We start from the raw sequence: 26,160 nt of genomic DNA, 5'->3' as shown, positions 1-26,160 counted from the left end.
TCCGCGCGAGCCGAACCATGGCCCCGAAGAACAAGACCCGCGAACGCATCGTCGAAGCCAGCCTGGAGCTGTTCAATGCCCAGGGCGAGCGCAGCGTCACCACCAACCACATCGCAGCGCACCTGGGCATGTCGCCGGGCAACCTGTACTACCACTTCCGCAACAAGCAGGCGATCATCGCCGAGCTGTTCGCCGAGTATGAGAGCCGGGTCGCGGTATTCCTGCGTCTGCCCGAGGGCCGTGCCCTGACAGTGGCGGACAAGACCTTCTATCTGGAAGCGCTGCTGGCGGCCATGTGGCATTACCGCTTCCTGCACCGCGACCTCGAGCACCTGCTGGAAAGCGACCCGGAGCTGGCCGAGCGCTACCGGGCCTTCGCCCACCGCTGCCTGCAGGCGGCCACCGAGATCTATCACGGCTTCGTCACCGCCGACGTGCTTGCCATGGATGCCCAGCAGATCGAGGCACTGACCCTCAACAGCTGGATCATCCTCACCTCCTGGGTGCGCTTCCTCTGCACCATTCGCAGCAACCCCGGCGATCTCAGCGAGGAGCTGATGCGCCGTGGCGTGTACCAGATCTTGGCGCTGGAGAGCGGCTACGTCACCGATTCGGCGCGTGCGGCGGTACAGGCGCTGCTGGGCCGCCTGCATGTGCCGATGGCGGATGTGGTCGGCTAGCGTCCCGCGCTCAGCCAGGCGGGAATGCGCCGCTCCAGATAGAAATCAGGATGCCTCAGCGAGCCGCCGATAAAGCCGACGTGGCCGCCACGCCCGTGCAGCTCCAGGTGGGTGCTGCGCGACAGCTCCTGGGCCTGGGGCACGCTGTGGGGGAAGACGAAGGGGTCGTCGCTGGACTGGATGATCAGCGTGCGCGTGCGGATCCGCTCCAGGTAGTAGCGGCTGGACGCGCGGCGGTAGTAGTCGTCCGCGTCGGCGTAACCGTGCAGCGGTGCGGTGAAGCGGCCGTCGAAGTCCCAGAAGGTGCGCATGCCCTCCAGCGGGCCGAGTTGCTGCAAGGCGGCCAGGCGTTCGTGATGACCTTCGTCGGTGAAGCGCTGCTGCTTGTCCCGCACATAGGCCACCAGTTCGCGCATGAAGTGCGCCTGGTAGACCTTGGAAAAGCCCCGGTCGATGCGCTCGGCGCAGTGGTCCAGGCGAAACGGCACCGACACCGCTACCGCGCCCTGCAGGCCGGAGTCCTCTCCCGACTCGCCGAGATACTTGAGCAGCACGTTGCCGCCCAGCGAATAACCCACGGCATATAGCGGCGCCAGTGGCCGCTTGGCCTGCAGATGACGCACCACGCTGACCACATCCTCGCTGACTCCGGAGTGGTAACCGCGCGGCAGCAGGTTGGGCTCGCCGGAGCAGCCACGCCAGTTCAACGCCACACTGGCCCAGCCCTGGGCCGCCAATTGCTGTTGCAGACCGAGCACATAGTGCGAGCTGGAGGAGCCGGTCAGCCCGTGCAGCACCAGCACCAGCGGCGCCGTGGCTTCATGCGGGCCATGCCAATCCAGGTCGAGGAAGTCGCCATCCTCCAGCCACAGCCGCTCGCGCTGACGCTGCAGTTGCGGCGGAGTGCGGCACAGCGAGCCGAACAGGGTCTGCAGATGTGGGCTGGGCAGCCACCAGGCGGATTCGAAATTGGGAGTCATGCAGGCAAGGATAGCGGGCAAAGCGCCAGGCTAGAGAGTCTCGTTGCAGGATGGAAGCATCATCCGCCGAGCGAATGTGAGATGTCGGTTGCGCTGCTTGTCACGGCAGAAGCCGCTGGGGTATGTCCTTTGCTGATCTACCGGCGCCGACCAAGCCAGATTCGGTGCGTGGCGAAGGCCAGTGCCGCCAGGGCTATGGCGCGCTGGGTGGTCAGATCAAGCAGCAGCCCCGGTCTTTCTCGCACATTGATACGGCTGGCGAAGTCCAGGCCGATTTGCTGTTCCGTCAGCAGCAGTGGCAAGGCGATGCCGATCAGCAGCAGGTAGGGCAGGTTGGCCTGGATGAAATCCTTCAGCGACGAAGGCTGCCGGGGCATTTCAGCCCCGCGCCCACAGCGCGTAATACACCTGCCCGGCCTTCTGCTCGCGGTGCAGGCGCCAGTTGCCGGGCATGGCCAGGGTCGAGGGGGCGGTTTCGCTTTCGGTGTAGATCCAGGCGTCCTTGGCCAGCCAGCCCTTTTCTTCCAGCAGTGCGCAGGCCGGTGCCAGCAGGTCCTGGCCGAACGGCGGGTCGAGGAACACCAGGTCGTAGGGGGTGGGCGTCTGGCTTTCCAGGTACTGCAGGGCATTGGTCTGCAGCAACTGGCCATTGCTGCATTTCAGCGTGGTGAGGATCTGCCGCAGGCTGGCGATGGCGCTGCTGTTGCTGTCCAGGGCCAGCGCGCTGCTGGCGCCGCGCGACAGGGCTTCGAGGAACAGCGCGCCGCTGCCGGTGAAGCAGTCCAGTACATGGGCGCCCTCGACGTAGGGCGCCAGCCAGTTGAACAGCGTCTCGCGCACGCGGTTGGGCGTCGGGCGCAGGCCGTGGGCCATCGGGAAGCTGAACTGGCGGCTGCGCCACTCGCCGGCGATGATGCGCAGCTGGCCGCTACCGTTGTGGTCTGCGGGTTTGTTGCCTGGGGACTTGCGCATTAGTGCTCCGGCGGGCCGGCCGGTTGTTCGGCGGGCTTGTCGGTGGGTGGGGGCAGCGGTTTCTGCGCGACCGTGGGGCCGGCGGTGACGATGACCAGCTTGTCGGTCGCCAGGTGCTTGGCCATGGCGGCCTTTACCTGCTCCACGCTGAGCCCTTGGACTTCGCTCATGAAGTCGTCGAGGTAGGTCAGCGGCAGGTTGTAGAAGCCCATGCTGCCGAGCTGGCCGACGATGTCGGCGTTGCTCGCGGTGGTCAGCGGGAAGCTGCCGACCATCTCGCGCTTGGCTTCGTCCAGTTCCTTCTGGGTCGGGCCGTTGGCCAGGTAGTCGGTGAGGATATCCTGTACCAGCTTGAGGGTACCCTCGCTCAGCTCGGCGCGGGTCTGCAGGTTGATCATGAACGGGCCACGGGCCTGCATGGCGCTGAAACCGGAGTAGATGCCGTAGGTCAGGCCGCGTTTCTCGCGCACTTCTTCCATCAGGCGAGTGCCGAAGCCGCCGCCACCGAGGATCTGGTTGCCCAGCATCAGCGCGGCGTAGTCCGGTTCGCGGCGGTCGACGCCGAGCTGAGCCAGCATCAGGTGGGTCTGGTTGGACGGGAACTCGATATGGCTGGGGCCGGCCTTGGGCTCCTCGGGCTGGGCGATGCGTGGCAGCGCCGGGCCCTTGGGCAGGGAGGCGGAGACCTTGCTCGCGATGGCCTCGGCCTCGGCGCGGGAGAGGTCGCCGACCAGGGCGATCACCACGTTGCCGGCGGCGTAGGCCTTCTGGTGGAAGGCCTGCAGCTGCGCCACCGAGATACCGGGGATCGACTCCTCGCTACCTTCGCTCGGGTGGGCGTAGGGGTGCGTGCCGTACAGGCGCTCGAACAGCTGCAGGCCAGCCAGCTTGCCGGGGTTCTGCTTCTGGTACTCGAAGCCGGCCAGCAGCTGGTTCTTGATCCGCGCCAGGGCGTCCTGCGGGAAGGTCGGCTGACCGATGACCTGGTCGAACAGGGCCAGGGCCGGCTCGCGCTGCTCGGCGGCGCTGAGGCTGCGTAGGCTGGCGATGGCCATGTCGCGGTAGGCGCCGTTGCCGAACTCGGCACCCAGGCTCTCGAAGCCTTCGGCGATGGCGGTGACGTCCTTGCCGGGCACGCCCTCGTTGAGCATGGCGTTGGTCAGGGCGGCCAGGCCGGGCACGCCGTCGTCATGGCTGCTGCCAGCGGCGAAGGTCAGGCGCAGGTCGAACATCGGCAGCTGGCGCGCCTCGACGAACAGCACCTTGGCGCCCTCGGCAGTCTGCCATTGCTGGATGTCCAGGGTGCGCTTGCTCGGTGCCTTGCCTTCCAGGGCTTTCAGCGATTCCAGGCCGGTGGATGGCGCGGGCGCTTCCGCCAGCGTTGGTGCCTGGGCGCTGCGGCTGGCGATATAGGTGAGCAGGCCGATCAGCAGGATCAGGCCGAGGCCGAGCAGGCCGTAACGCATGCCGTTGCGCTCGCTCATGGCTGGGCTCCTTCTGCGGCTTTCTCGGGCAGGATGTGGGCGACCGACAGGCGCGAGTGGGTGAAGTAGGTGCGTGCGGCCTTCTGGATATCGGCCGGGGTCACTGCTTCGAGGGCGGCGAGATCTTTATCCATCAGCGTCCAGGACAGGCCGACGGTTTCCAGCTGGCCGATGGTGGTGGCCTGGCTGGTGATCGAGTCGCGCTCGTAGACCAGGCCGGCGATCACCTGGGCGCGGACCCGGGCCAGTTCCTCGGCGCTGGGTGGAGTCTGCTTGAGGTCGTCGAGCTGGGCCCACAGGCCGGCCTCGGTCTGCTCCAGCGTGACGCCTTTGTGCACATTGGGCGTGGCGGAGAGCATGAACAGGCTGTCGCCGCGGGGGAAGGCGTCATACCAGGCGGAGGCGCCGGACACCAGCTCCTGGCCGCGCTCCAGGCGCGACGGCAGACGCGCGCTATAACCACCGTCGAGCAGGGCGGAAAGCAGGCGCAGCGCATGGACTTCGCGTGCATCGGCGCTGGTGGCGATGCCGGGCACGTTGAAGCCCATCAACAGGCTCGGCAGCTGGGTCTTCACGTGCAGCTTGATGCGTCGCTCGCCCGGTTCGCTCAACTCGCGCGGGGCCTTGGCCGGCGGTACGTCACGCCGCGGGATGGCGCCGAAGTAGTGCTGGGCCAGGCCCTGAACCTCGTCCTTGGTCACGTCGCCAACCACCACCAGGGTGGCGTTGTTCGGCGCGTACCAGGCCTGGTACCAGGCGCGCAGCTCCTCGACGGTCATGCGGTCGAGGTCGGCCATCCAACCGATGGTGGGGGTGTGGTAGCCGCTGGCGGGGTAGGCCATGGCCTTGAAGCGCTCGTAGGCCAGCGAGGTCGGCTTGTCGTCGGTGCGCAGGCGGCGCTCCTCCTTGATCACCTCGATCTCGCGGGTGAACTCGTCGGCCGGCAGCTTGAGGCTGGCCAGGCGGTCGGCCTCCAGTTCGAAGGCCACGTCCAGGCGGTCGCGCGACAGCACCTGGTAGTAGGCGGTGTAGTCGTCGCTGGTGAAGGCGTTTTCCTCGGCGCCGAGGTCGCGCAGGATGCGCGAGGCCTCGCCGGGGCCGAGCTTGCGGCTGCCCTTGAACATCATGTGTTCGAGGGCATGGGACAGGCCGGTCTGGCCCGGTGTCTCGTAACTGGAGCCGACCTTGTACCAGAGCTGGGAGACCACCACGGGGGCGCGGTGATCCTCGCGGACGATGACCTTGAGGCCGTTGTCCAGCTGGAATTCGTGGGTCGCTTGGGGTTCGGCGGCGATGGTCGCCAGGGGCATGCAGAACGCGCTGAGGAGCAGGCCGGCGCAGCGGCGGGCGAGTCGTGTCATAGGGGCTCTTGACCTGTCGGACGGCCCGGCCGGTCGTACCGCCGGCGGGCGAAGAGGTGCTAGGATACCGCATCCTTTTCCGGGGCGGCGCGGCGATCCGTGCGGCTCCCCTGAGATCAAGCGACCCATGTTTGGTTCCCAAGACGACAAGCCATCGCCGGAGCAACCCGGCGAGAAGAAATCCCTGTTTGGCTGGCTGCGCAAGAAGCCGGATGCGCCGGCAACTGCCGAGCAGCCCCAGCCCGAGCCAGCGACCGAGCCGAGCACTGCTCGGGTCGAGCCCGAGACCGCCGCGAACCCTGCTCCAGTAACCGAGACCAGCGCCGAGCCCGTCGTGGTGGCGCCTGTTGCAGCGCCGGTTGTCGAGCCCGTGCCCGAGCCTGTCGCCACCGCGCCTGAGCCGGTGCCCACGCCGGTGGCGGTGCAGCCGCCGATCGAGCACCTGCCCGTGGTCGAGGCCGCGCCGCTGGCCGAAGAGCCCAAGCCGGCTTTCTCGCGCTTCCGCATCAATGCCGGCAGCGAAGTCACCCATCCGGTCCACGAAACGCCCGTCGAACCCGCGCCGCATCCCGAGCCTGTTGCCGCGCCGGCGCCGGTCGAACAGAGCAAGCCCGGTGACAACCAGGGCGGCTGGTTCGCCCGTCTCAAGCAGGGCCTGTCGAAAACCAGCGCCAGCCTGGGCGAGGGCATGGCCAGTCTGTTCCTCGGCAAGAAGGCCATCGACGATGACCTGCTCGAAGAGCTGGAAACCCGTCTGCTGATGGCCGACGTCGGCGTCGAGGCCACCAGTACCATCATCGGCAGCCTGACCAAGCGCGTGGCGCGCAAGGAGCTGGCCGACAGCGGTGCGCTGTACAAGGCGCTGCAGGAAGAGCTGGGCGGCCTGCTCAAGCCGGTCGAGCAGCCGTTGGCGATTCCTGCCGAGAAGCAGCCCTACGTGATTCTGGTGGTCGGCGTGAATGGCGTCGGCAAGACCACCACCATCGGCAAGCTGGCGAAGAAGCTGCAGGGCGAGGGCAAGAAGGTCATGCTCGCCGCCGGCGACACCTTCCGCGCCGCCGCTGTCGAGCAGCTGCAGGTGTGGGGCGAGCGCAACCAGATCGCAGTGATTGCCCAGCACACCGGCGCCGATTCCGCCTCGGTGATCTTCGATGCCGTGCAGGCCGCCAAGGCCCGTGGTGTCGATGTGCTGATCGCCGACACCGCCGGCCGTCTGCACACCAAGGACAACCTGATGGAGGAACTGAAGAAGGTCCGTCGGGTCATTGGCAAACTGGATGACACCGCGCCCCACGAGGTGCTGCTGGTGCTGGACGCCGGCACCGGGCAGAACGCGATCAACCAGACCAAGCAATTCAACCAGGCCGTGACCCTCACCGGGCTGGCGCTGACCAAGCTGGACGGCACCGCCAAGGGCGGGGTGATCTTCGCCCTGGCCAAGCAGTTCGGCCTGCCGATCCGCTACATCGGCGTCGGCGAGGGCATCGACGATCTGCGCACCTTCGTCGCCGCGGACTTCGTCCAGGCACTCTTTGCTGAGAAGGAACAGGGATGATTCGATTCGAGCAGGTCGGCAAGCGGTATCCCAACGGCCATGTCGGGTTGCACGAACTGAGTTTTGGCGTGCGCCGCGGCGAGTTCCTCTTCGTCACCGGCCACTCCGGCGCGGGCAAGTCCACCCTGCTGCGCCTGCTGCTGGCGATGGAACGGCCGACTACCGGCAAGCTGCTGCTGGCCGGCCAGGACCTGTCGCAGATCACCACCGCGCAGATCCCCTTCCTGCGCCGGCAGATCGGCGTGGTGTTCCAGAACCACCAGTTGCTGTTCGATCGCACGGTGTTCGACAACGTCGCCCTGCCGCTGCAGATCCTCGGCCTGTCCAAGCCGGACATCGCCAAGCGGGTCAGCGCGGCGCTGGAGCGCGTGTCGCTGTCCGACAAGGCCGAGCAGTTCCCGGCGGACCTGTCCACCGGTCAGCAGCAGCGCGTCGGCATCGCCCGCGCCGTGGTCCACCGTCCGGCCCTGCTGCTGGCGGACGAACCCACCGGTAACCTCGACCCGCGCCTGGCCGCCGAGATCATGGGCGTGTTCGAGGACATCAACCGCCTCGGTACCACCGTGCTGATCGCCAGTCACGACCTGGCCCTGATCGCACGCATGCGCCACCGCATGCTGACCCTGCAACGTGGCCGCCTGATCGGCGATGGGGAGGCCAGCTGATGAGCGACAAGCAACGCAATATCAAGGCCGCCGAGCGCGTCGGCGCCGTGCAGAGCAAGGCCGACAAGCCGATCAAGCAGGGCCCGGACTTCTCAACCCTGTTCGCCGCTTGGGTCGAGAGCCACCGCGCCAGCCTCATCGACAGTCTCGGTCGCCTGGTCGGCCAGCCCATAGGCAGCTTCTTCACCTGCCTGGTGATGGCCGTGGCGCTGTCGCTGCCCATGGGCCTGGCCCTGCTGCTGGACAACGTCGAGCGTCTCGGTGGTTCCTGGCAGCAGGCCGCGCAGATTTCCCTGTACCTCAAGCAGGAAGCCGGTGACGACGCCGGCCTGCAGCTGCGTGAGGAGATCGCCGCCATGGCTGACGTGGCCGAGGCCGAGTTCATCGGTCGCGAAGCCGGCCTGGCCGCGTTCGAGGAGCAGTCCGGTCTCGGCCAGGCCCTGCGCGAGCTACCGGACAACCCGCTGCCCGCCGTGGTGGTAGTGACTCCGGACGAGATCGACAAGGCCGCGCTGGAGGCCCTGCGCCAGCGCCTGGCCGAGCTGCCCGGCGTCGACCAGGCGCAGCTCGACCTGCAGTGGGTGGAGCGCCTGACTGCCATCCTCGGCCTGGGCGACCGCTTCGTCTTCGGTCTGACCCTGCTGCTGGTGATGGCGCTGCTGCTGGTAATCGGCAACACCATCCGCCTGCACATCGAGAATCGCCGCAACGAGATCGAGGTGATCAAGCTGGTCGGCGGCACCGACGGCTACGTGCGCCGTCCCTTCCTCTATATGGGCGCGCTCTACGGCCTGGGCGCCGGCCTGCTGGCCTGGGGCCTGCTGGCCTTCGGCCTGGACTGGCTTAACGCAGCGGTGGTGCGCCTGGCAGGGCTCTACGGCAGCGATTTCGCCCTGGGCGGGGTGCCGGCCGCCGATGGTCTTTCGCTACTGTTGGGCGCGGTTTTCCTCGGCTATATTGGCGCCTGGCTGGCGGTGGCCCGTCACTTGAGCGAGCTTGCGCCACGCTAGCAATTCATTGATTTCGATCATTTTCTGAGCAACTGTAAGGGAACTTTTCCACGGGTTCCCTGCTCAGAAAGGGCAGTGCTAGACTGCTTCCCGCTTTGTAATACCGGAGGTTTTTAATGACCACTTCCCTGCAACCTGTTCATGCCCTAGTCCCAGGCGCCAACCTGGAGGCTTACGTGCATGCGGTGAACAGCATTCCGCTGTTGACCCCCGAGCAGGAGCGCGAGCTGGCCGAGAGTCTCTACTACGAGCAAGACCTGGAAGCCGCGCGTCAGATGGTTCTGGCCCACCTGCGTTTTGTCGTGCACATCGCCCGCAGCTATGCCGGTTATGGCCTGTCCCAGGCCGACCTGATACAGGAAGGCAATGTCGGCCTGATGAAGGCGGTCAAGCGCTTCAACCCGGAAATGGGTGTGCGCCTGGTGTCCTTCGCCGTGCACTGGGTCAAGGCCGAAATCCACGAGTTCATCCTGCGCAACTGGCGTATCGTCAAGGTCGCCACCACCAAGGCCCAGCGCAAGCTGTTCTTCAACCTGCGCAGCCAGAAGAAGCGTCTGGCCTGGCTGAGCAACGACGAAGTCCACGCGGTGGCGGAGAGCCTGGGCGTGGAGCCGCGCGAAGTGCGCGAGATGGAGAGCCGTCTGTCCGGCCAGGACATGGCTTTCGACCCGGCCGCGGAAGACGATGACGAGAGCGCGTTCAAGTCGCCCGCCAACTACCTGGAAGACCACCGCTACGACCCGGCCATGCAGCTCGAGGATGCCGACTGGAGCGACAGTTCCAGCGCCAGCCTGCACGAGGCACTGGAAAGCCTGGACGAGCGCAGCCGCGATATTCTCCATCAGCGCTGGCTGGCCGAGGAGAAGGCGACCCTGCATGACCTGGCCGCCAAGTACAACGTCTCCGCCGAGCGCATTCGCCAGCTGGAGAAGAACGCCATGAACAAGCTGAAAGGCTCGATCCAGGCGTAAGCAGCACCACCTCGAAAAGCCGCACCCAGGTGCGGCTTTTTTCTGCCCGGAGCATTGCCATGAAGCGTCGTCCGCCTGCCCTGCTGTTCACCGTCGTGGCCCTGGCCAGCTGCCTGCTCGGCTACTGGTGGCTGGTGCCGCGCGAGGACAGGGCGGAGCCGCTGCCCTGGCTCGGCGAGTGGCAGGCCGAGGTGCTGCAGCCGCTGGCCGAGGATAGCCTGACCCTCGGCCAGCTCGATGACCGCCTGCCCAAGGCCGAGCTGTGGCTGCAGCCGCAGCTGGATGGCCCGCGTCTGCTGCTGCGCGACGCGCAGGCCCTGGAGGCGGGCGCCTGGGTGCTGGAGGCGGAACTGGCGCTCACCGCCGCCCAGCGCGACAGCCTGGCTACCGCCAGCGGCGTGAAGCCCAAGGATGCGGAGCAGCCGCAGTCGGCGCAGATGCGCGAGCAGCTGGCCGGGCAGCGCATCGAGGCGCTCAACCTGCAGCCGCAGCAGGCCATCTCCGCCGCCACGCTGAGCGCCAGCCTGGGCGCGCCGCGTCTGCGTCTGCAGCTGCCGGAAGGCGAGGCCTGGATCTATCCGCAGCTGGGCCTGACCGCCCACCTCAAGGACGAACGCCTGCAGCTGCTGCGCGTGGTGCCGCGCCGCCTGCTCAGTCACTGACGCCTGCGGCCGGCACTTCTGGCGCTTGAGGTTTTGGCGGGAGCGAGGTTTGCCGGCAGGATCGGGCTCCTCTCGCACAGGGAATCTCGTATGACCGCCTTCCAGCGCCGCTGCTTTGTTGCCGCCCTCGGCTTGGGCCTGCTCTATCTGCTGCTGTTGCCGCTCAAACCCTACCCGCTGGGCTGGCTGCTCAAACCACTACCCATGCTGCTGTTCGCCGTGCTGGCCTGGCGGGCGTTCCCCGGTGCGATCGGACGCTGGCTGGCGCTGGGCTTCGGCGCGGCAGCGGCGGGGGATTTTTTCCTCGACTTCGGTGATCGCGACGGTCTGTTCATCCAGGCGCTGCTGGCCTTCCTGGTCAACCAGCTGGCTTTTATTGTCGCGTTCGGCCTGCTCGGGCGTGGCCAGCTCTGGCACTGGCGGCGCTCGGTGCCGGTCGTGCTGTACGCGGCAGTGATCTCGGCCTGGATGCTGCCGGCGGCCGGTGACCTGCAGATTCCGGTGGCGATCTATCTGAGTTGCCTGCTGGCCATGGCGATTCTGGCCGGGCGCGTGGAGGCCAGGCCGGGGCCGCTGTGGCTGGGCGCGATGCTGTTCGTGGTGGCGGATTCGCTGATCGGGGTGAACAAGTTCGTCCAGCCCTTCCCCCATGCGGTGCTGGTCATCGTGACCTGCTACTTCAGCGGCCAGGCCCTGATCGCCTGGGGCTTGCTGCGGCTCAGAGCTTCGGCAGCCACTGCGGCCACCACTGCGCCAGTGGCAGCGTCAGAGGCGCGGACAGCTGGTTGAGGTAGTGGCTGCCGCCGAGCTGGTAGCTCTGCCGGCGGATCCAGCTGGCCCGGCGCTGCACATGTGGCCCCGGGCGGCCGGCGTTCCAGGCCCGTGGATTGGGCAGCACGGCGGCCAGCAGGCAGGCCTGCTGGCGTGACAGGTAGGGCGCGCCGACCTTGAAGTGGTAGCGCGCGGCCGCTTCGGCACCGAACACGCCGTCGCTCCATTCCACGCTGTTGAGGTACACCTCGAGGATGCGCTGCTTCGGCCAGAGCAGCTCGATCAGGCCGGTGAACCAGGCTTCCAGGGCCTTGCGCGGCCAGCTGCGGCCGGACCAGAGAAACAGGTTCTTCGCCACCTGCTGGCTGATGGTGCTGGCGCCGCGCAGGTTGCCGCCATCGGCGTTGTGCTGCAGGGCCTGGCGGATGGCGGCGACGTCGAAGCCCCAGTGCTCGGCGAACTTCTGGTCCTCGGCGGCGATCACCGCGACCTTCAGATCGTCCGGCAGCTCCTTCCAGGGGCGCCAGGTCCGTTGCAGGTCGATGGGCTCGCCGTCGACCCAGGACTGGATCTTGCGTTCGGCCATCAGCGCCGTGCCGGGCGGGTCGATCCAGCGCAGGGCCAGCACCACCAGCGCCGAGACGGCGGCGAACCACAGCAGCAATTTGGTCAGGCGGCGGAACAGGTTGCGCAGCATGGCTTGGCCCGGTCTGAGGGAGCGGCCATTATAGCGGCCGCATCGAGCCTGTCCGGGAGTCAATCATGTTACGAGTCTTTCTGCTGCTGGCGGCCCTGGCCGGCTTCACTGGCGTGGCACTGGGTGCCTTTGCCGCCCACGGCCTCAAGGGTCAGCTGAGCACGCAGTACCTGGCGGTATTCCACACCGGTGTGCATTACCAGCTGGTGCATGCCCTGGCCCTGTTCGGCGTGGCGCTGCTCGCCGAGCGCCTGCCGGGGCGCCTGGTGACGGTGGCCGGCACGCTGTTCGCGGTCGGCATCCTGCTGTTCTCCGGCAGCCTGTATGCCCTGACGCTGAGCGGCCTGGGCAAGCTCGGCATGATCACCCCGCTGGGTGGCGTGTGCTTCCTCGCCGGCTGGTTGTGCCTGGGGTTGGCGGCCTGGCGTGCCAAGCGAGCCTGACAGATGGCACGCACGTACCTTGGTCGATCCGGTCGATCGGGCTAGAATGCCGACCCTTTCATGTTCTGACCGCCCAGCCATGCACATCCAGTTGAACGGCCAACCCTTCGAGCTGCCCGCCGGCGCCACCGTCGCCGACCTGCTCGCGCGCCTGGATGCGACTGGCAAGCGGGTGGCGGTCGAACTCAATCTGGACATAGTGCCGCGCAGCCAGCATGGCGCCACCGTCCTGCACGACGGCGACCAGCTGGAAGTCGTCCACGCCATCGGCGGCGGCTAGTCGCCCGAGGAACTGCCATGAGCGCCATCATCGACAAGCCTTTCACCCTGGCCGGCCGCACCTACGAGTCGCGCCTGCTGGTGGGCACCGGCAAGTACAAGGACCTCGAGGAAACCCGTCTGGCCATCGAGGCCAGCGGTGCCGAGATCGTCACCGTGGCCGTGCGCCGGACCAATATCGGGCAGAACCCGGGCGAGCCGAACCTGCTGGACGTGATCTCGCCGGACAAATACACCATCCTTCCCAACACCGCCGGCTGCTTCAACGCCGAGGAAGCGGTGCGCACCTGCCGCCTGGCCCGCGAACTGCTCGACGGCCACAAGTTGGTCAAGCTGGAAGTGCTGGCCGACCAGAAGACCCTGTTCCCCAACGTGATCGAGACCATCAAGGCCGCCGAAGTGCTGGTCAAGGAAGGCTTCGACGTGATGGTGTACACCAGCGACGACCCCATCATCGCCCGCCAGCTGGCTGAGATGGGCTGCATCGCGGTGATGCCGCTGGCCGGCCTGATCGGCACCGGCCTGGGCATCTGCAACCCCTACAACCTGCGCATCATCCTCGAAGAGGCGACCGTGCCGGTGCTGGTCGATGCCGGCGTGGGCACTGCGTCCGATGCCACAATCGCCATGGAGCTGGGTTGCGAGGCGGTGCTGATGAACAGCGCCATCGCCCACGCCCAGGACCCGATCCTGATGGGCGCGGCGATGAAGCACGCGATCATCGCCGGGCGCATGGCCTACCTGGCCGGGCGCATGCCGAAGAAGCTGTATGCCAGCGCCTCCTCGCCGCTGGACGGCCTCATCAAGTAAGCCCCCGTAAACAGGCTAAGAGAATTTCATGAGCGACATCATCGAGCCGGCAGACGAAGGCGCTGCCGAGCGGCCGCTGCGCGGCATCAAGAGTTTCGTCATGCGCTCCGGGCGCATGACCGAGGGCCAGCAGCGCGGCCTGGACCAGGGCTGGCCGCAGTTCGGCCTGCAGCTGGAAGACGGTCTGCGCGACTTCGACCAAGTGTTCGGCCGCAGTGCGCCACGCACCTTCGAGATCGGCTTCGGCATGGGCCACGCCACCCTGGAGATGGCTGCCGCGGCGCCAGAGCAGGACTTCATCGGCGTAGAAGTACACAAGCCGGGCGTCGGCGCCCTGCTCAACGGCATGCTCACGCAGAAACTGAGCAACATCCGCGTATATAGCTGCGACGCCCTGGAAGTGCTGCGCGACTGCGTGGCCGACGCCAGTCTCGACCGCGTCCTGCTGTTCTTCCCCGACCCCTGGCACAAGGCCCGTCATCACAAGCGCCGCATCGTCCAGGCGAGCTTCGCCGAACTGGTGCGCAGCAAGCTCAAGGTCGGCGGTGTGCTGCACATGGCCACCGATTGGCAGCCATATGCGGAACATATGTTGGAGGTAATGTCGCTGGCACCGGGCTACCATAATGTGGCGGGCGCCGCCGGTTATGTGGAGCGTCCCAGCGAACGACCGGTGACCAAGTTCGAAAAACGTGGCGAACGCCTCGGCCACGGCGTGTGGGACCTCAAGTTCCAGCGCGACGCATAAGTACCTAAAGCCCCGCCGGATGCGGAGCGACCATGACCGGGACCACCCGGCGCCAGGATGGCCACTGCCTCACCCAACGGCAATCTGCGAGCGCGATCTAGACCGGTCGCACGAATAAGAACAGCGGCGCTTGAGTGCGTCGCGAGGAGAAAGCTGTGCTGAGAACAATTGCAGTCCTGTCGCTGGCAGCCGCTGTCAGCCTGCCGGCGCAAGCCCGCGTCGATGCTGCCCAGGCCGCCCGTCTCGGGCAAGACCTGATGCCGCTGGGCGGGGAGCGCGCCGGCAATGCCGCGGGCACCATTCCGTCCTGGGAGGGTGGCATCGCCACGCCGCCGGCCAACTACCAGCCCGGCATGCACCACCCGGACCCCTTCGTCGCGGACAAGGAGCTGTACCGCGTCGACAAGAACAACATCGCTCAGTACAAGGCGCTGCTGACGCCGGGCTACCAGAAGCTGCTGGAAACCAATCCGGGCTACTTCCTGCGCGTGTTCCCGACCCGCCGCAGCGCCGCCTCGCCGCAGCGCATCTACGACGCCACCCGCTACAACGCGGCCAACGCCTCGCTGATCGCCGGCGGTAACGGTATCGAAGGCACCGCCGCCGGCATTCCCTTCCCGATCCCGCAGAACGGTCAGGAAGCCATCTGGAACCACATCGCCCGCTACCGCGGCGAGCAGACCCGCATGACCACCAACCACGCGGCGGTGCTCAAGGGCGGCGACTACGTGCTGGTCAAGCGCGAACGCGACATCCTGTTCGTCTACGGCCGCGAAGGCGTGACCCCGGCCGACCTGGACAACACCCTGTTCTACTACAAGTACGTGGTGACCTCGCCGAGCAAGCTGGCCGGCTCCGCCCTGGTGGTGCAGGAGACCCTCGACCAGGTCCTGGCGATCCGCAAGGCCTGGCGCTTCAACCGTGGCGAGCGCCGCGTGCGTCGCCTGCCGATGCTGGCCTATGACGCCATGCAGCCGGACACCAACGGCATGGCCACCGCCGACGTGGTGGACGCCTACAACGGTGCGCCGGACCGCTACGACTGGACCCTGGTCGGCAAGCAGGAAATGCTGGTGCCGTATAACAGCTATGCCGTGCACCAGAAGGGCATTCCCTACGAGAAGATCCTCCAGGAGAAGCACGTCAACCCCGAGCTGCTGCGCCACGAGCTGCACCGCGTGTGGGTCGTCGATGCCAAGCTGCGCAAGGGCCATAGCCACCCGTACGCCGAGCGCCGCTTCTATATCGACGAGGACAGCTGGCAGATCCTCGCCGTCGACCTGTACAACAAGAGCGGCGAACTGGTCGGCCTGCAGGAAGCCCACCCGATCAGTTACTACGACGTGCCGATGTTCCTTAGCACCCTGGAGACCATCTACGACTTCGCCGGTAGCCGCTACTTCGTCGACGGCCTGGACAACAACGAGCCGATGTACGACTTCAACGTGCAGCTGAAGAAGAGCGACTTCACCGCCGCCGCCCTGCGCAGCGAAGGTATCTGATAACGCCCGGTTTCAGACCGCGTAAAACACAAGGCCCGCATCGTGCGGGCCTTGTCGTTTCCGGATCAGTCGTCGTCGTGGTGACGGTGTTTGTGCTTCTTCTTGTAGTGCTTCTTGTGGCCGCGCTTGTTGCTGCGGTCGCGGTCGTCGTCATGATCGTCACCATAGTAGTTGCCCAGCGCGCCACCGGCACCGCCACCGGCCGCGGCGCCGATCACGCCACCGGTGCTGCCACCGACTTTGCTGCCGATCACCTGACCGCCGGCCGCGCCGATGCCGCCGCCGATGGCCGCCTCGGTGCGATTGCGTTTGTCCGCACCGACGGCGCTGCCGGCCGCGCCGCCGACACCGGCACCGATCGCGGCACCGGTGCTGCCGCCGATCTGCTCGCCGACCACGGTGCCCAGCGCGCCACCCAGGGCGCCGCCGACCCCGGCCGACACGTTGCCGGCCAGGGCGCTGGCGCTGGCGCTGGCCAGGCCGAGAGAGAGTAGGAGCAGAGAGGAATACTTCATTAACTACGGGCCTCCGTTGGGGAATGGCGCACATGCTGCCAGCGCCGCTTCGCTGGGCAAGCGGCGTGTGGCGGCACTGGGAGCGCTGTCACGAGCTGTGCAAAAAATGGCGCAGTCGACGAACCGTCTGGCTGCCGGGCTGTCGGCGGCGTTTCAGGCGGGCGGGGCGAGCTGGGCGCTGAGCTGGCGATAGTCCTCGACGGCGGCGAACTCCTCGGTGTCCTTGGCCGCGCCGCGGCTATCCGGCTGGCGCACCGCCAGCAGGTGGGCGACGCCGTAGCGGCCGGCGCTGCGCAGGATCGGCAGGCTGTCGTCGATGAACAGGCTGCGCGCCGGCGTGAAGGGGAAGTCCTGCTGCAGGGCGAACCAGAACTGCTGGTCCTCCTTGGGGAAACCGTAGTCGTGGGAGCTGATCAGGCGGTCGAAGTAGGGCGCCAGTTCGACCTTCTCCAGCTTCAGCGACAGCGAGTCGCGATGCGCGTTGGTGATCAGCACCACGCGTTTGCCGGCGGCGCGCAGGGCGGCGAGGAAGGTATCGGCGTCCGGGCGCAGGGCGATCAGGTCGGCCACCTCGCGCTTGAGGTCGCGTACCGAGAGGTTCAGCTCGCGACTCCAGAAGTCCGTGCAGTACCAGGGCAGGGTGCCGGCGTGGGCGCGGAACAGCGGCAGCAGCTCGGCGCTGGCCGCCTCGCGGCTGATGCCGTGCAGCTCGGCGTAGCGCAGCGGCAGGTGTTCCAGCCAGAAGTGGTTGTCGAAGTGCAGGTCGAGCAAGGTACCGTCCATGTCGAGCAGGACGGTATCGATATCGGCCCAGGGCAGCTGATGCATGGCAAAGTCCGGAAACAGACGGGGAGCGAATATCCGGCGCGGATATTTCGGGGGAGCGGGGTATGATACCCGTTCGAATCAAGGAGCGAATGATGCGTGAGAAACCCCAGGTGCTGGCCCGCGAGATAGTCGCCAGCAGCCGCCTGTTCCGCGTCGAAGAGCTGCAGCTGCGCTTCGCCAATGGCGTCGAGCGCACCTACGAACGCCTGGTCAGCAAGGGCGCCGGTTACGGCGCGGTGATGGTGGTGGCGATGCTCGATGCCGAGCACGCGGTGCTGGTCGAGGAATACTGCGCCGGTACCGACGACTACCAGCTGTCGCTGGCCAAGGGCCTGATCGAGCCCGGCGAGGATGTGCTGGTGGCCGCCAACCGCGAGCTCAAGGAAGAGGCCGGCTTCGGCGCCGAGCGCCTGGAGCTGATCGCCGAGCTGAGCCTGTCGCCCGGCTACATGAGCCAGAAGATCCAGGTGGTGCTGGCCCGCGACCTCTACGAAGAAAGCCTGCCGGGCGACGAACCCGAGCCGCTGCGGGTCGACAAGGTCAGCCTGCGCGAACTCAGCGCCCTGGCCCAGCACCCGCAGTTCACCGAAGGTCGCGCCCTGGCCGCCCTCTATCTGGTCCGCGACCTGCTGACCCAACGTGGAGAATTCAAGCCGTGAGTCATCCCTATCTGCCGGCGGTGATCGCCCTGGCGCAGCGCGCCGGTCAGGCCATCCTGCCGCACTGGCGCAATGACGTGGCCGTCACCGAGAAGGCCGACGCCTCGCCGGTCACCGCCGCCGACCTGGCCGCTCACGAGATTCTCGCCGCCGGCCTGCGCGAACTGGCGCCGGAGATTCCGGTGCTGTCCGAGGAGGATGCCGGCATCGCCTTCGCCGAGCGCGCCGAGTGGCAGCGCTGGTGGCTGGTGGACCCGCTGGACGGGACCAAGGAATTCATCTCCGGCAGCGAGGAGTTCACCGTCAACGTCGCGCTGATTGAGCGTGGTCGCGTGGTGTTCGGCGTGGTCGGCGTACCGGCCAACGGTCGCTGCTACTTCGGCGGTGCCGGCCTGGGTGCCTGGCGCCAGGAGCCGGGCGGCGAGCCCGAGGCCATCGGCGTGCGCCTGGCACCGGCCGAGGCCTTTACCCTGGTGGCCAGCAAGCGCCACTCCAGCCCGGCCCAGGAGCGTCTGCTGGCCGGTCTGTCCGAGCGCTTCGGTGACCTGCAGCTGGCCAATATCGGCAGCTCGCTGAAGTTCTGCCTGCTGGCCGAAGGCAATGCCGACTGCTATCCGCGTCTGGCGCCTACTTCGCAGTGGGACACCGCCGCGGCCCAGGGCGTGCTGGAAGGCGCCGGTGGCGAGGTGCTGGATCTAAAGGGCGAGGCGCTGACCTACGAGGCTCGCGAGAGCTACCTCAATCCGTCCTTCCTCGGCCTGCCGCAGGCCGCCGAGTGGCGTGCCGAGCTGATCCAGCTGGCCCGCGCCCTGGACTGAGCCTATGCAGGGTCTGCTGCGCGTCGGCCTGGCTGTGTTAAAAGTGGGTTCGGCAAGCAGCTTGCTGCTAACGCGTTTTAGCGCGGCCCGAAGGGTGAGCGGAGCGAGTCATGCTCATTTACTGCAAGTAAACCCGAGTGCGGGCCCAGTCCCCTTCCTCACCCACTTTTGCCTTGCCAGGCTCTAGCTCGCGAGCCCCTGCACGGATTCAGAATATGAATGATGACCGCGCCTACCTGGAGCAACTGCTGCACCAGGACATCCCGCTGACCCAGGCCCTCGGCTTGGGCGTGCAGGGCTGGCAGGGCGGCGAGCTGCGCCTGAGCCTGCCGCTGGCGGCCAACCTCAACCACAAGAGCAGCATGTTCGGCGGCAGCCTCTACTGCGGCGCGGTGCTGGCCGGCTGGGGCTGGCTGCACCTGAGCCTGCGCGAGGCGGGCATCGCGGACGGGCATATCGTTATCCAGCAGGGGCAGATCGACTACCCGCAACCGGTGCTGAGCGATGCGCTGGCGGTATGCACGGCGCCCGTCGCGGCCGAGTGGGACAAGTTCCTCGCCCTCTACCAGCGCCGCGGCCTGGCGCGGATCAGACTGCACAGCCGCATTCTGGTCGGCGATGCCAAGGCGGTGCGCTTTAGCGGGCAGTACGTGCTGCACCGCTGAATCACCCCTCTCCCTCTGGGAGAGGGGCTGGGGGTGAGGGCCGTTCAGTCTATGCGCAACTGCCACCCTCACCCTACGCGGGCCGCCCCAATCCTCTCCCGGAGGGAGAGGGGGCCAGGAATTACAGCATGTCGCTGTAGCGCTCATCCTTCCTGTACAGCAATGGCTGGGCGAAGCCCGGCACTTGAATACCGTCGGTGCTGAACTGCAGCTGCTGGTCGTCGATCAGGTCGTGGCCGAAGTTGTAGAGAATGTCGAACTGGCCGCGCAGCGCCTGCTGGTCGTAGGCCGCGGCGGCGGCGCGGGTCGCTTCGCGCTTGATCTGCCAGGCGCTGAACGCGGCCTCGCCATGGCGCTTGCGCAGCATGCGCTCGGCCACCTGCGGGGCGAGCAGCACGCCGGTGGCGTTGTTGCCGCCGAAGCCCTTGGAGTTGAGGAAGCACACTTCCATGTCCTGCACCTGGCGGTCGCGCACATCCAGGCTGATGTGCTGGCGGTGCACGTCGTCGGCCACCCTGTCGATGGTTTTCAGGCCTGGCAGCAGGCCGTGATGGAAGGTGCCGAGGGCGGCGATCAGCTGGTCGCCACTGGCCGGCGCCAGGGAATGGCCAACGAAGGCCTTTACCGCGGTCACCGGCCATTGCTCGATACCGAAGGCGGCGGCGACCCGATCCAGCAGTTCCGACTCGGTGACCCGGTTGGCCGGGGTGCTGGAGCCATGGGCATGCACGAAGCTGTGGTTGCGCACGGCATCGATGCCGACCAGTTGCGCGGCGCTGGCCACGGCCTTGGCCATGGTCAGGTAGTTGCCCGGGCCAGGGGCGGAGATGGACTTCTTGAAGCCGTCGGCATTGATGAATACGTCGGGCACTGCGCCGTGGATATCGGCGCCCAGCTCCAGGGCCAGCTCGTCGTCCATCAGCACGATGAACTGCGCCGATTCGGACAGGGTGAAGCCGCAGTTGTCGCCGAACGGCCGGCTGGCGCGGCGGAAGTCCACGTCGTCGCGGCCCTCGATCTTGCGCAGGCCCTCCTCCGTGGCCAGGGCGCCCATGGCGCCGTAGCCGTCGATGAATTCCTGGCTGATCGGCGCCTCGCTATTGCCCACCAGCACCACGCGGGCCTGGCCGCTGGCGATATGCTCGACACCCTTCTGCAGGTTGTAGAGGAAGGTGGCGCAGGCACCGGTGACGCTGCCGGTGGTGCCGACGCTGCCCAGCACATAGGCGTTGATGAAGTCCGCCGGCATGCTGTTGAGGCCCAGGGGGCACTGCTTGGCGGTGACCCGGCCACCGCGCAGGCGCGACTGCAGCATGCCGCCGAAGCCGTTGTCGTCCATCTGGCTCATGCCGCTGCCGGCGAACACGGCGACCTGGTCCGGCTGAACCCGGGCCAGGATGTCGGTCCAGGGCAGGCCGGTGGAGCGCAGCGCGTCGGTGGCGCCGACCACCGTCATCTGCAGGCCGCGTGGGTGGAAGTGCGAGTGGTACAGCTCGCCCGGCTCGAAACCGGTGGGCAGCTGGCCGGCGGACTTCACCGGCAGGGCGCGGTAGCTGTCGACCTTGAATTCGCTGCTTTCCGCGAGGGTAACGCGGACCTGCTGCTCGTCCAGTTCCTCCACCTGCCAACTGGCCGGCAGCGGCTCGGGCAGGTGTTTGCGTAGGGTGGTGAACTGGGCGGCGCTGACGGCGATGTGCTTCTGCCAGTGGGCCGCGTCTACGTCCAAATGGCGCTTCTCGATGCGCCGTACCAGGGTGCCGGCGAGAATTTCGGCGCCATGCCGCGTCTCGATCTCGGCCGCGGTCAGCAGTTGGCCATCGAAGCTGCGGAACTGGCCGTCGACCACCTGTACCAGTTTCATCATCACGGCCAGGCCGGCCAGGGTTTCCTGACGGCTGGCGGTATCCAGGGATTCCTGGACGATGCGGCGGAAGCCATGGTGGAACGAGCTTCTGCCCGCGGCGTTGTAGCCGCCGAAGCCGACGATGACGGGAAGACGAGACATCACACAGAACTCCTGAGGGTCGCTCCGGCCCGGGCGTGGCTGGCTGCTGCCGGCAATGCAGCGGCAACGGTCGGCCCGCCAGGGCAGTACCGGATGGCGACTCGAATGAATCGGAATGTCTGGGTGACGCAGTCCGTGACCGTCAGGTCACGAATGCGTGGTCATCTCATGGAAGGAGGGCGTCCGTGCCCTGGCGCTCAGTAGTAGGTGAGGCCCGGCTCGGCGGTGCTGATGCGGGTGCCGGACTTGCCCTGGACGATGGCCTCGATATTGGCCAGCGAGCCGATCACCGCGACCTTGCCGGTGTTGCGGGCGAACTCGCAGGCGGCCTGGACCTTGGGTCCCATGGAGCCCGCGGCGAAGCCGAGGCGTTCCAGCTCGTCCGGGTGAGCCTGGGCGATGGCCTTCTGGGTTGGCTTGCCCCAGTCGACGTACGCCGCGTCCACGTCGGTAGCGATCACCAGGAGGTCGCTGGACAGCTGCTCGGCCAGCAGCGCGGAGCACAGGTCCTTGTCGATCACCGCTTCCACGCCATGCAACTTGCCGTTCTCGTACATGGTCGGGATGCCGCCGCCGCCGGCGCAGATCACCACGCTGCCTTTCTCCAGCAGCCATTTCACCGGGCGGATCTCGAAGATGCGCTGCGGCCGGGGGCTGGCCACCACGCGGCGGAACTTGTCGCCATCCGGGGCGATGCTCCAGCCCTTCTCGGCGGCCAGGCGCTCGGCGTCTTCCTTGCTGTAGACCGGGCCGATCGGCTTGGTCGGCGTGCGGAAGGCCGGGTCGCCGCTGTCCACTTCAACCTGGGTGAGGATGGTGGCGAATGGCACCTCGAACGGCAGCAGGTTGCCCAGCTCCTGTTCGATCATGTAGCCGATCATGCCTTCGGTCTCGGCGCCGAGCACGTCCAGCGGATAGGGGTTGGCCGCGTCGTAGGCGTTGCCCTGCAGGGCCAGCAGGCCGACCTGCGGGCCGTTGCCGTGGGCGATCACCAGCTCGTTGCCCGGTGCCACCTTGGCGATCTGTTCGCAGGCGATGCGCACATTGACGCGCTGATTCTCCGCGGTCATGGCCTCGCCACGCCGTAGCAGGGCGTTGCCGCCCAGGGCGATGACTAATCGCATGTTGCTTCTCCTTGTTCGTTTTCCCCTCGCTCTCTGGGAGAGGGGGTGGGAGCGATGGGCGTCCGTCAGCACCGCATGGCCTGCAACGCCCTCACCCTGACCCTCTCCCAGAGGGAGAGGGGACTGTCCGTGCATCCTTACAGGTAGGCGCGCTTAGACGTCGGCCAGGGTCGATACCAGGATCGCCTTGATGGTGTGCATGCGGTTCTCCGCCTGTTCAAAGGCGATGCACCACGGCGACTCGAACACGTCCTCGGTGACTTCGATGCCGTTCTTCAGGTGCGGGTACTGCTCGGCGATCTGCTTGCCGACCTTGGTCTCGCTGTTGTGGAAGGCCGGCAGGCAGTGCATGAACTTCACCCGCGGGTTGCCGGCAGCCTTCATCAGCTCGGCGTTGACCTGGTAGGGCATCAGTTGCTGGATGCGTTCGCCCCAGGCTTCCACCGGCTCGCCCATGGACACCCAGACGTCGGTGTGGACGAAGTCGACGCCCTTGACTGCTTCCTTGGCATCTTCGGTGAGGGTGATGCGTGCGCCGCTCTCTTCCGCGAACTTCTTGCACGCGGCCACATGCTCGTCGGTGGGCCACAGGGATTTGGGTGCGGCGATGCGCACGTCCATGCCGAGCTTGGCGCCGATCAGCAGCAGCGAGTTACCCATGTTGTTGCGGGCGTCGCCCAAGTAGGCGTAGCTGATCTCGTGCAGGGGTTTGTCGCTGTGCTCGCGCATGGTCAGCACGTCGGCGAGCATCTGGGTCGGGTGGTATTCGTCGGTCAGGCCGTTGAATACCGGCACGCCGGCATACTGGGCCAGGTCCTCGACGATCTCCTGCTTGAAGCCGCGGTACTCGATGGCGTCGTACATGCGGCCGAGCACGCGGGCGGTGTCCTTCATGCTCTCCTTATGGCCGATCTGCGAGGAGCCCGGGTCGATGTAGGTGACGTTGGCGCCCTGGTCATAGGCGGCCACCTCGAAGGCGCAGCGGGTGCGGGTGGAAGTCTTCTCGAAGATCAGCGCGATGTTCTTGCGCAGCAGGTGCGGTTGCTCGGTGCCGGTGTATTTGGCGCGCTTGAGGTCGCGCGACAGGTCGAGGAGGTAACGCAGCTCGCGCGTGCTGTGGTGCATCAGGCTGAGCAGGTTGCGGTTGTGCATGTTGAAAGCCATGGTTCTTTCTCCTTGTGGACAGCTGGAACGGTGCCCCGGCGGCTATGGATGGGCCGCCGGGGTGGCTTGATCAGTAGTCGATCGGGTCGCGGATGATCGGGCAGGTCATGCAGTGGCCACCGCCACGGCCGCGGCCCAGTTCGCTGGCGCTGATGGTGATGACCTCGACGCCGGCCTTGCGCAGCAGGGTGTTGGTGTAGGTGTTGCGGTCGTAGCCGACCACCACGCCGGGCTCCAGGCAGACCACGTTGTTGCCGTCGTCCCACTGTTCGCGCTCGGCCTCGAAGCTGTCGCCGCCGGTTTCCACTACGCGCAGTTGCTTCAGGTTGAGGGACTCGGCGACCACGTCGAGGAACGACTTGTCCTCGCGGCGTACATCGAGGCCGCCGGGGCGGCTCTCGTCGGGGCGGATCACGAACGGCACGATCTGGTAGGCGACTTCCGGGAAGACGGTCACCAGGTCGCGGTCGCAGAAGCTGAACACGGTGTCCAGGTGCATGGCGGCGCGCGACTTGCCGAGCCCGGCCACCACCACGCGTTCGGCGGCGCCGGCCTTGAACAGGGCCTGGGCCACCTGGCCGATGGCCTGGTGCGAGGAGCGCTCGCCCATGCCGATCAGCACGGTGCCGTTGCCGATCGGCATCACGTCACCGCCCTCCAGGGTGGCAGCGCCGTGGTCGACATCCGGGTCGCCGTACCAGATCTGGAAGTCGGCGTTGGCGAAGTCCGGATGGAACTTGTAAATGGCGCTGGTCAGCAGGGTTTCCTGGCGACGCGCCGGCCAGTACATCGGGTTGAGGGTGACGCCGCCGTAGATCCAGCAGGTGGTATCGCGGGTGAACTGGGTGTTGGGCAGCGGCGGGAAGATGAAGCTGGACTCGCCGAGGTAGGCGTTGAACATCTTCGCCGCGTCGGAATCCTTGTGCTTGGCCAGGTCGGCGCCGGACACGCCGCCGATCAGGAACTCGGCGATGCGCCGCGGCTCCAGGCCCTCGATGAACGAGCGCACTTCGTTCTGCAGACCGAGGCCGACGCTGTTGGGAGTGATCTTGCGATCGAGGATCCAGGCCAGTGCCTCCTTGTTGTGCACGGTCTGCTCCAGCAGATTGTGCATCTCGACCACGTCGATGCCGCGCTCACGCATCTTGGTCATGAAGTCGAAGTGGTCGCGCTTGGCCTGGCTGACCCAGATCACGTCGTCGAACAGCAGTTCGTCGCAGTTGTTGGGCGTCAGGCGCAGGTGGGCCAGGCCCGGGGAGCAGACCATTACCTTGTGCAGTTTGCCCGCTTCCGAGTGGACGCCGAGTTTGACCTTGGACATGTGAACCTCCTATGTCGTTAAAGGGTGAGGAAGCCGGCGTAGAGGCCATAGCCGGCGACGATTGCGCCGATCACGACCACTGCGAAGATGAGCTTCTCGACCGCGGTAAAAATGGGTTGCTGCATTTCCCGCTTGGCCTTGGCGAACAGAATCGCGCCGGGCGCATAGAGCAGGGCGGACAGCAGCAGGTACTGGATGCCGCCGGCGTAGATCAGCCAGATGGCGTAGATCAGGGCGATGCCACCGATCAGCAGGTCCTTGTTGCGCTCGCCGGAGGCCTGCTCGTAGGTCTCGCCACGCACGGCCAGCAATACGGCGTAGGCGGCGGACCACAGGTAGGGCACCAGGATCATCGAGGTGGCCAGGTACAGCAGGCTGAGGTAGGTGGAGTTGCTGAACAGGGTGACGATGAGGAACAGCTGGATCAGCCCGTTGGTCAGCCACAGGGCGTTGGCCGGCACATGGTTGGCATTTTCCTTCTTCAGGAAGTTGGGCATGGTGTGATCGCGGGCGGCGGCGAAAAGAATCTCCGCGCACAGCAGGGTCCAGGACAGCAGGGCGCCGGCCAGAGAAACGATCAGGCCGATGGAAATGAAGATCGCACCCCAGCGCCCGACCACGTGTTCCAGCACGTAGGCCATGGAGGGGTTCTTCAACCCGGCCAGCTCGGCCTGGCTCATGATGCCCAGTGACAGCACGTTGACCAGTACCAGCAGCAGAAGCACGCCGATGAAACCGAGCACGGTGGCCTTGCCGACATCGCTGCGCTTTTCGGCACGGGCCGAGTAGACGCTGGCGCCCTCGATGCCGATGAACACCCAGACGGTGACCAGCATCATATTGCGCACCTGGTTCATCACGCTGCCCAGGTCGGGGTTGCCCTTGCCCCAGATGTCCGCGGTGAACACGTCCATCTTGAAGGCGATGGCGGCGATGACGATAAACAGCACCAGCGGCACCATCTTGGCAATCGTGGTGACAGTGTTGATGAACGCCGCCTCCTTGATTCCGCGCAGCACCAGGAAGTGCACGCCCCACAGCACGGCGGAGGCGCAGATCACCGCAATTGGCGTATTGCCTTCGCCGAACACCGGGAAGAAGTAGCCAAGGGTGGAGAACAGCAGGACGAAGTAGCTGACGTTGCCCAGCCAGGCGCTGATCCAGTAGCCCCAGGCCGAGGAGAAGCCCATGTAGTCGCCGAAGCCGGCCTTGGCGTAGGCGTAGACCCCGGAGTCCAGTTCCGGCTTGCGGTTGGCCAGGGTCTGGAAGACGAAGGCCAAGGTCAGCATGCCGACCGCGGTGATGGCCCAGCCGATCAGTACGGCTCCGGCCCCGGCGCTGTTGGCCATGTTCTGTGGCAGCGAGAAGATGCCCCCGCCGACCATCGAACCCACTACCAGGGCAATGAGCGCCCCCAATCGAAGTTTTTGCGCTGAAGAGGACATCGGACACCTCCTTGCGGAGAAGAAGT

The 26,160-nt window shown here is 66.6% G+C and carries 28 protein-coding genes; 15 read left to right on the top strand and 13 right to left on the bottom strand.

Annotated elements, in window-relative coordinates:
- Positions 1-17 precede the first annotated feature (17 nt).
- Entirely contained in the window at positions 18-680 is a 663-nt protein-coding gene (locus N7607_RS05925) for a TetR/AcrR family transcriptional regulator (protein WP_279864785.1), read from the top strand.
- On the opposite strand, the gene N7607_RS05920 is transcribed toward N7607_RS05925, so the two are convergent.
- The 5 genes from N7607_RS05920 to N7607_RS05900 form a co-directional block, all read right to left on the bottom strand.
- Positions 677-1,660 (bottom strand): hydrolase, encoded by a 984-nt coding sequence (locus N7607_RS05920; protein WP_279864786.1) that lies wholly within the window; start codon positions 1,658-1,660, stop codon positions 677-679. The genes N7607_RS05925 and N7607_RS05920 overlap by 4 nt on opposite strands.
- Positions 1,661-1,797: 137 nt before the next feature.
- On the bottom strand, positions 1,798-2,037 hold the full coding sequence (locus N7607_RS05915; protein WP_279864788.1) for a hypothetical protein: 240 nt from the start codon (positions 2,035-2,037) through the stop codon (positions 1,798-1,800).
- 1 nt (position 2,038) lies between these two features.
- On the bottom strand, positions 2,039-2,632 hold the full coding sequence (gene rsmD, locus N7607_RS05910) for a 16S rRNA (guanine(966)-N(2))-methyltransferase RsmD (protein ID WP_279864789.1): 594 nt from the start codon (positions 2,630-2,632) through the stop codon (positions 2,039-2,041).
- Entirely contained in the window at positions 2,632-4,116 is a 1,485-nt protein-coding gene (locus N7607_RS05905; RefSeq protein ID WP_279864790.1) for a pitrilysin family protein, read from the bottom strand. Before N7607_RS05905 ends, rsmD begins: the two co-directional genes overlap by 1 nt.
- Positions 4,113-5,477 carry a pitrilysin family protein gene (locus N7607_RS05900; protein WP_279864791.1) on the bottom strand — a complete coding sequence of 455 codons (1,365 nt, stop codon included), beginning with the start codon at positions 5,475-5,477 and terminating at the stop codon, positions 4,113-4,115. Before N7607_RS05900 ends, N7607_RS05905 begins: the two co-directional genes overlap by 4 nt.
- A 127-nt stretch (positions 5,478-5,604) precedes the next feature.
- Here N7607_RS05900 and ftsY point away from each other — a divergent pair, with 127 nt between their 5' ends.
- From ftsY to N7607_RS05870, 6 genes are all read left to right on the top strand, one after another.
- Positions 5,605-7,032, top strand: a complete 1,428-nt coding sequence (ftsY, locus tag N7607_RS05895; protein WP_279864792.1) for a signal recognition particle-docking protein FtsY — start codon at positions 5,605-5,607, stop codon at positions 7,030-7,032.
- Positions 7,029-7,697 (top strand): cell division ATP-binding protein FtsE, encoded by a 669-nt coding sequence (ftsE, locus tag N7607_RS05890; RefSeq protein ID WP_279864793.1) that lies wholly within the window; start codon positions 7,029-7,031, stop codon positions 7,695-7,697. Before ftsY ends, ftsE begins: the two co-directional genes overlap by 4 nt.
- The gene (gene ftsX, locus N7607_RS05885; protein WP_279864794.1) at positions 7,697-8,707 is read left to right on the top strand and encodes a permease-like cell division protein FtsX; all 1,011 of its coding nucleotides are present in this window, start codon (positions 7,697-7,699) and stop codon (positions 8,705-8,707) included. Before ftsE ends, ftsX begins: the two co-directional genes overlap by 1 nt.
- Positions 8,708-8,823: 116 nt before the next feature.
- Complete coding sequence (rpoH, locus tag N7607_RS05880) at positions 8,824-9,678, top strand: RNA polymerase sigma factor RpoH (RefSeq protein ID WP_279864795.1); 855 nt, start codon at positions 8,824-8,826, stop codon at positions 9,676-9,678.
- 59 nt (positions 9,679-9,737) lie between these two features.
- Positions 9,738-10,340, top strand: a complete 603-nt coding sequence (locus N7607_RS05875; RefSeq protein ID WP_279864796.1) for a hypothetical protein — start codon at positions 9,738-9,740, stop codon at positions 10,338-10,340.
- Between the two features lie 90 nt (positions 10,341-10,430).
- Positions 10,431-11,129, top strand: coding sequence for a lysoplasmalogenase (locus N7607_RS05870; protein WP_279864797.1), 699 nt, complete (start codon positions 10,431-10,433; stop codon positions 11,127-11,129).
- Here N7607_RS05870 and mtgA read toward each other — a convergent pair.
- Entirely contained in the window at positions 11,059-11,808 is a 750-nt protein-coding gene (mtgA, locus tag N7607_RS05865) for a monofunctional biosynthetic peptidoglycan transglycosylase (protein WP_279864798.1), read from the bottom strand. The two genes, N7607_RS05870 and mtgA, sit on opposite strands and share 71 nt — an antisense overlap.
- 65 nt (positions 11,809-11,873) lie before the next feature.
- Here mtgA and N7607_RS05860 point away from each other — a divergent pair, with 65 nt between their 5' ends.
- The 5 genes from N7607_RS05860 (at position 11,874) to N7607_RS05840 (ending at position 15,590) form a co-directional block, all read left to right on the top strand.
- Entirely contained in the window at positions 11,874-12,251 is a 378-nt protein-coding gene (locus N7607_RS05860; protein WP_279864799.1) for a DUF423 domain-containing protein, read from the top strand.
- A 79-nt stretch (positions 12,252-12,330) separates the two neighbouring features.
- Positions 12,331-12,531: a sulfur carrier protein ThiS gene (gene thiS, locus N7607_RS05855; RefSeq protein WP_279864800.1), complete on the top strand. Its 201-nt coding sequence runs from the start codon at positions 12,331-12,333 to the stop codon at positions 12,529-12,531.
- A 17-nt stretch (positions 12,532-12,548) separates the two neighbouring features.
- On the top strand, positions 12,549-13,340 hold the full coding sequence (locus tag N7607_RS05850) for a thiazole synthase (RefSeq protein WP_279864801.1): 792 nt from the start codon (positions 12,549-12,551) through the stop codon (positions 13,338-13,340).
- 76 nt (positions 13,341-13,416) lie between these two features.
- Positions 13,417-14,088, top strand: coding sequence for a tRNA (guanosine(46)-N7)-methyltransferase TrmB (trmB, locus tag N7607_RS05845; protein ID WP_279864865.1), 672 nt, complete (start codon positions 13,417-13,419; stop codon positions 14,086-14,088).
- 155 nt (positions 14,089-14,243) lie between these two features.
- Positions 14,244-15,590: a DUF1329 domain-containing protein gene (locus N7607_RS05840; protein WP_279864802.1), complete on the top strand. Its 1,347-nt coding sequence runs from the start codon at positions 14,244-14,246 to the stop codon at positions 15,588-15,590.
- A gap of 65 nt (positions 15,591-15,655) precedes the next feature.
- On the opposite strand, the gene N7607_RS05835 is transcribed toward N7607_RS05840, so the two are convergent.
- Complete coding sequence (locus tag N7607_RS05835) at positions 15,656-16,105, bottom strand: hypothetical protein (RefSeq protein ID WP_279864803.1); 450 nt, start codon at positions 16,103-16,105, stop codon at positions 15,656-15,658.
- Between the two features lie 153 nt (positions 16,106-16,258).
- Entirely contained in the window at positions 16,259-16,933 is a 675-nt protein-coding gene (gene yrfG / locus N7607_RS05830) for a GMP/IMP nucleotidase (RefSeq protein ID WP_279864804.1), read from the bottom strand.
- 92 nt (positions 16,934-17,025) lie between these two features.
- On the opposite strand from yrfG, the gene nudE reads away from it, so the two are divergent.
- From nudE to N7607_RS05815, 3 genes are all read left to right on the top strand, one after another.
- Positions 17,026-17,592 (top strand): ADP compounds hydrolase NudE, encoded by a 567-nt coding sequence (gene nudE / locus N7607_RS05825; protein WP_279864805.1) that lies wholly within the window; start codon positions 17,026-17,028, stop codon positions 17,590-17,592.
- Entirely contained in the window at positions 17,589-18,410 is an 822-nt protein-coding gene (gene cysQ / locus N7607_RS05820) for a 3'(2'),5'-bisphosphate nucleotidase CysQ (RefSeq protein WP_279864807.1), read from the top strand. The genes nudE and cysQ overlap by 4 nt, the downstream gene beginning before the upstream one ends.
- A 215-nt stretch (positions 18,411-18,625) precedes the next feature.
- Complete coding sequence (locus tag N7607_RS05815; RefSeq protein ID WP_279864808.1) at positions 18,626-19,075, top strand: thioesterase domain-containing protein; 450 nt, start codon at positions 18,626-18,628, stop codon at positions 19,073-19,075.
- Positions 19,076-19,196: 121 nt separating this feature from the next.
- Here N7607_RS05815 and N7607_RS05810 read toward each other — a convergent pair whose 3' ends face one another.
- The 5 genes from N7607_RS05810 to arcD all read right to left on the bottom strand — a co-directional run bounded on the left by N7607_RS05810 (position 19,197) and on the right by arcD (position 26,134).
- A complete protein-coding gene (locus N7607_RS05810) occupies positions 19,197-21,080 on the bottom strand; it encodes a beta-ketoacyl synthase (protein ID WP_279864809.1) in 1,884 nt (627 codons plus the stop codon).
- A gap of 197 nt (positions 21,081-21,277) precedes the next feature.
- Positions 21,278-22,204: a carbamate kinase gene (arcC, locus tag N7607_RS05805; RefSeq protein WP_279864810.1), complete on the bottom strand. Its 927-nt coding sequence runs from the start codon at positions 22,202-22,204 to the stop codon at positions 21,278-21,280.
- Between the two features lie 153 nt (positions 22,205-22,357).
- On the bottom strand, positions 22,358-23,368 hold the full coding sequence (locus N7607_RS05800) for an ornithine carbamoyltransferase (RefSeq protein WP_279864811.1): 1,011 nt from the start codon (positions 23,366-23,368) through the stop codon (positions 22,358-22,360).
- Positions 23,369-23,438: 70 nt separating this feature from the next.
- The gene (gene arcA, locus N7607_RS05795; protein WP_279864812.1) at positions 23,439-24,689 is read right to left on the bottom strand and encodes an arginine deiminase; all 1,251 of its coding nucleotides are present in this window, start codon (positions 24,687-24,689) and stop codon (positions 23,439-23,441) included.
- 17 nt (positions 24,690-24,706) lie between these two features.
- Positions 24,707-26,134 (bottom strand): arginine-ornithine antiporter, encoded by a 1,428-nt coding sequence (gene arcD / locus N7607_RS05790; RefSeq protein WP_279864813.1) that lies wholly within the window; start codon positions 26,132-26,134, stop codon positions 24,707-24,709.
- Positions 26,135-26,160: the final 26 nt, after the last annotated feature.

The sequence above is a fragment of the Pseudomonas sp. GD04019 genome, assembly GCF_029837695.1.
Lineage (GTDB): Bacteria > Pseudomonadota > Gammaproteobacteria > Pseudomonadales > Pseudomonadaceae > Aquipseudomonas.
Note: the sequence above shows the minus strand (reverse complement) of the source record. Positions and strands in the feature narration are given on the sequence as shown.